We start from the raw sequence: 4,804 nt of genomic DNA on the forward strand, positions 1-4,804 counted from the left end.
CGTCTCGCGGTGGTGTTCGGTGGTCAGGGGTCGCAGCGGGTGGGGATGGGTCGGGAGTTGTATGAGTGTTTTCCGGTGTTTGCGGGGGCGTTTGATCGGGTGGTGGGGTTGTTGGGTGGGGATGTGGTGGGTGTGGGGGTTGTGGATGAGGGGGTGTTGGGTCGGACGGGTGTGGCGCAGCCTGCGTTGTTTGCGTTTGAGGTGGCGTTGTGGGAGTTGGTGCGGTCGTTCGGGGTGGAGGTCGAGGTGGTGGGGGGTCATTCGTTGGGTGAGGTGACGGCTGCGTGGGCTGCTGGGGTGTGGTCGTTGGAGGATGCGTGTGTGGTGGTGGGTGCGCGGGCGCGGTTGATGGAGGGGTTGGCGGAGGGTGGGGCGATGGCGTCGGTGGGGGCGGGTCGGGTTGGGGTGGAGGAGTTGTTGGTGGGGGTGTCGGGGGTTGAGGTCGCTGGGGTGAATTCGGTGTCGTCGACGGTGGTGTCGGGTGATGTGGTGGGGGTTGAGGCTGTGGTGGCGGCTGCGGTGGAGCGGGGGTGGCGGGCGCGGAGGTTGCGGGTGTCGCATGCGTTCCACAGTGCGCGGATGGAGCCGGTGTTGGAGGAGTTCCGTGGGGTGTTGGAGGGGGTGGAGTTTCGTCGTCCGGTGGTGACGGGGTTGTCGAATGTGTCGGGTGGGGTGGCGGATCGGTGGGGTGAGGTGGGGTATTGGGTGGAGCATTTGCGGTCTGCGGTGTTGTTCGGGGACAACGTGGCTGCGTTGGGTGGTCTGGGTGTGAGTGCGGTGTTGGAGTTGGGGGCGGATGCGACGTTGTCGTCGTTGGTGGGGGTGGGGGATGAGTCGTTGTGTGCGGTGCCGGTGGTGCGTCGGGAGGGTGGTGAGGTGGTCGGGGTGTTGTCGGCGTTGGGGCGGTTGCACTGTCATGGTGTGGCGGTCGACTGGTCGCCGGTGCTGGGGCAGGGCCGCAGGACGGAGTTGCCGACGTACCCCTTCCAACGCGACCGCTACTGGATGAGCGGCGGCGGCGGCACGGTCGACGTCCGGGGCCTGGGACTCGGCCCCACCGACCACGCCGTCCTCGGTGCCTCACTGGACCTGCCCGACAGCGGTGGCACCGTCCTGACCGGCCGGCTCTCGCGCGCCGCCCACGGCTGGCTCGCCGAGCACCCCGCCGTCCCCTCCGCCGCCTTCGTCGACCTCGTCGTCCGCGCGGGCGACGAAGCGGGCTACGACGCCCTCGTCTCCCTCGAGACCGACGCGCCCCTCGTCGTACCGCCGGGCGCCGACGTCCACCTCCGGGTCGTCGTCTCGCCGCCGGGGGAGGACGGCACCGGCAGCGCCACCGTCCACGCCCGCCCCGAGGGCGCCGCCGACTGGAACTGCCACGCCACCGCCGTCCTCACCGCCCGCGGGGCTGCCGACCCCGCCGACCCCGCCCCGCACCCCCGGCGGGACGGCACCGATCTCCCGGTACCGCCCGACGGTGTCCTGCGCGTGCTGCGCCGCGACGGCGACACCGCCCGTGCCCACCTGGTCCTGCCGGCCGGCCACGCCCGCGACGCCGCCCGCCACGGCGTCCACCCCGCGCTCCTCGACGGCGCCTGGGCGGCGGCCCGGCACTCCGGACTGGTCGGCACCGACACCGTGGCCGCCGACTGGAGCGACCTCCGGCTGCACGCGTCGGGCGCGACCGAGGCGTGGGCCGAGCTCCGCCACGACGACACCGGCACCCTGCACGTCACCCTCACCGACACCCACGGTGCGCCGCTGCTGACCGGCGTCGTCAGCCGTGTCGGCGAGGCCGCCACCGCCCGCCTGGCCGAGGCCGCGCTGCGGGACGACCCGCTGTACACCGTCGAGTGGACCTCTGCCGCCCCGGTGGGCGACAACCACGAGGGACCGGAGTGGAGCGTCCTGGAGACCGGCGCGGAGGCCCACGCCCTCGCCACCGTGCCCCCCGGGCCCCGCGTCGTGCTCTGGCCCGCCCCCTCGGACGGGCCGGAGGCGCCGACGGCTGTCCGCGACGCCGCACACGCCACCCTCGCCGTGCTGAGGGCGTTCCTGACGGACGACCGCCTGACCGAGGCCCGGCTCGCCGTCGTCACGCGGCAGGGCGCGGCGGTCGACTCCGGCGCCGAACCCGCCACCGGCAGCGCCGCCGCCGTGTGGGGACTGGTCCGTTCCGCCCAGTCCGAACACCCCGGTCGCGTCCTGCTCGTCGACGTGCCGCCGGGGACGCCGGAGGGCGCGCTGCCCGAGCTCGCCGCCCGGGCCGTGGCGGCGGGCGAACCGCAGGCCGCGGTGCGTGACGGCGCCGTCCGGCTGCCGCGTCTCACCACCGTCGCCGCGCCGGCGCTCGCACCGCTCCCCACCACGCCGTGGCGGCTGCGGGACGACGGGCGGGGCCGCGTCGACGGGGTGTCGCCCCAGCCCGTCGACCCGGACGAGACCGGCGGTGGCCCGCTCCCGGCGGGCGCCGTCCGGGTCTCGGTACGGGCCGCGGGTGTCAACTTCCGCGACGTGCTCACGGTGCTCGGCATGTACCCCGGCGAGCCGCTCCCGCTGGGCATGGAGGCCGCCGGCGTCGTCACCGAGACCGGCCCGGAGGTCACCGGGCTGGCGGTCGGCGACCGCGTCATGGGCCTGTGCACCGGTTCCTTCGGCCCCGAGGTGACCGGCGACCACCGGATGTGGAGCCGGTTCCCGGACCAGTGGTCCTTCGCCGACGCGGCGACCGTCCCCGTCACCTTCCTGACCGCTTGGTACGGGTTGTTCGATCTGGGGGGTCTGCAGGCGGGGGAGCGGGTGTTGGTGCATTCGGCTGCCGGTGGGGTGGGTATGGCGGCGGTGCAGTTGGCGCGGCATGCGGGGGCGGAGGTGTTCGCGACGGCGAGTCCTGCCAAGCAGCGGGTGCTGCCGCTGGACGGTGAGCATGTCGCCTCCTCTCGTGACCTGGAGTTCGGCGAGCGGTTCGGGGAGGTGGATGTGGTGCTGAACTCCCTTGCCGGGGAGTTCATCGACACCTCCCTGCGGCTGCTCGGCGAGAGCGGGCGGTTCGTGGAGATGGGCAAGACCGACCTGCGCGACCCCGCCGACATGCCCCCCGGTGTCGACTACCGCTCCTTCGACCTCGTCGAGGCCGGCCCGCAGCGCATGGGCGCGATGTTCGCCGAGCTGCGGAAGCTGTTCGAGGAGGGTGTGCTGGAGCCGTTGCCGTTGGCGTGCTGGGATGTGCGGCGGGCTGCCGAGGCGATGCGGTTCATGAGTCAGGCGCGGCATGTGGGGAAGGTCGTGCTGACGGTGCCGCGTGGTCTGGACCGTGCCGGGACGGTGCTGGTGACGGGCGGTACGGGTGGGGTGGGTGCGGCGGTGGCGTCGCGGTTGGTGGAGTCGCACGGGGTGCGGCGGCTGGTGCTGACCTCGCGGCGTGGGATCGAGGCGCCGGGCGCCGTCGAACTGCGGGAGCGGCTGGCGGAGTCGGGTGCCGAGGTGGTGGTGGAGGCGTGCGACGTCTCGGACCGCGAGCAGGTGCGGGCGCTGCTGGAGGCGATCCCCGCGAGCGCTCCGCTGACCGGCGTGGTCCACGCCGCCGGCGTCCTCGACGACGGCGTCCTGACCGACCTCACTCCCGAGCGGATCGACGGGGTGCTGGCGCCCAAGGCCGACGCCGCCCGCCACCTCCACGACCTCACCCGCCACCTCGACCTCGCCGCCTTCGTCCTCTTCTCCTCCGCCGCCGGCGTCCTCGGCTCACCAGGCCAGGGCAACTACGCCGCCGCCAACGGCGTGCTCGACGCCCTCGCCGCCGACCGCGCCCGCGACGGGCTCCCGGCGACCTCCATGGCCTGGGGACTGTGGGCCGGCACCGGCATGGGAGGCGACCTCTCCGAACAGGACCTGCTCCGGCTCTCCCGGGGCGGTCTCACCCCGCTCACACCGGAGCGCGGCCTCGCCCTCTTCGACACCGCACTGCGCTCCGCCGTGCCGGCCGTCGTCCCCCTCGCCCTGGACACCGCCCGCCTGGAGGCTGCGGGAGGGGCGCTGCCCGCGCTGCTGCGCGGCCTCGTCCGCCGCACCGTGCGGCGCCAGGCCGACACCGGAGGCGACGCAGCCGGCGGCGCCTGGCTGGAGGAGGTCCGGGCCGTTCCGCCCGCGGAGCGGCAGCGCAAGGTCCTCGACCTGGTCACCTCGCTGCTCGCACGGGTCCTCGGCCACGCCGACGCCCGCAGGATCCGCCCGCAGCAGCCGTTCACCGAGCTGGGTCTGGACTCCCTCACCGGTGTGGAACTGCGGAACCAGCTCGCGGCCGCCTCCGGCCTGCGGCTGCCCGCCACCCTGGTCTTCGACCACCCCACCCCGCAGGCCATCGCCACCCTGTTGGCCACCGAGCTGTTCGGCGAGCAGGCGGCCGACGGCGCCGTCGAGGGAGCGGCCCCCCGCGACCCGGCTGCGCCGGTGCGCGAGAGCATCGCGCGGCTGGAGGAGCACCTCACCAAGGCGGACGCGGCCGACGACGCCTTCTCCGAGGTCGAGCCGGAACTGCGACGGTTGCTGTCGCTGTGGGCGGCGGCCCGTTCCGGCGGCGACGCCTCGCACGACGACGTCGCCGACGCCAACGCGGAGACCCTGTTCGCCCTGCTCGACAACGAACTCGGTTCGGCGTGAGGCGGACTCGCCCGTCGCCCACCGCCGAGGGGAAGCGAAGACGCGACCGGCTCCGGTGAGCCGGCCCCGGCCGCCCGGCCCGGCCGTGGCCGGTGCGGCTCCGGCCGGGCCGGCCCGGAGCCTCCGCCCCGCGCGGTCCCCGCCC

At 74.5% G+C, this 4,804-nt stretch carries 1 protein-coding gene and 1 pseudogene; both read left to right on the top strand.

Going from position 1 to position 4,804, the window contains the following annotated elements:
* Positions 1-45 precede the first annotated feature (45 nt).
* Positions 46-867: pseudogene (locus HCN52_RS26460) on the top strand (acyltransferase domain-containing protein); the annotation flags it as partial.
* Between the two features lie 54 nt (positions 868-921).
* Positions 922-4,659: an SDR family NAD(P)-dependent oxidoreductase gene (locus tag HCN52_RS21940; protein WP_312876832.1), complete on the top strand. Its 3,738-nt coding sequence runs from the start codon at positions 922-924 to the stop codon at positions 4,657-4,659.
* Positions 4,660-4,804 lie beyond the last annotated feature (145 nt).

Source organism: Streptomyces bohaiensis (assembly GCF_012033785.1).
Lineage (GTDB): Bacteria > Actinomycetota > Actinomycetes > Streptomycetales > Streptomycetaceae > Streptomyces > Streptomyces bohaiensis.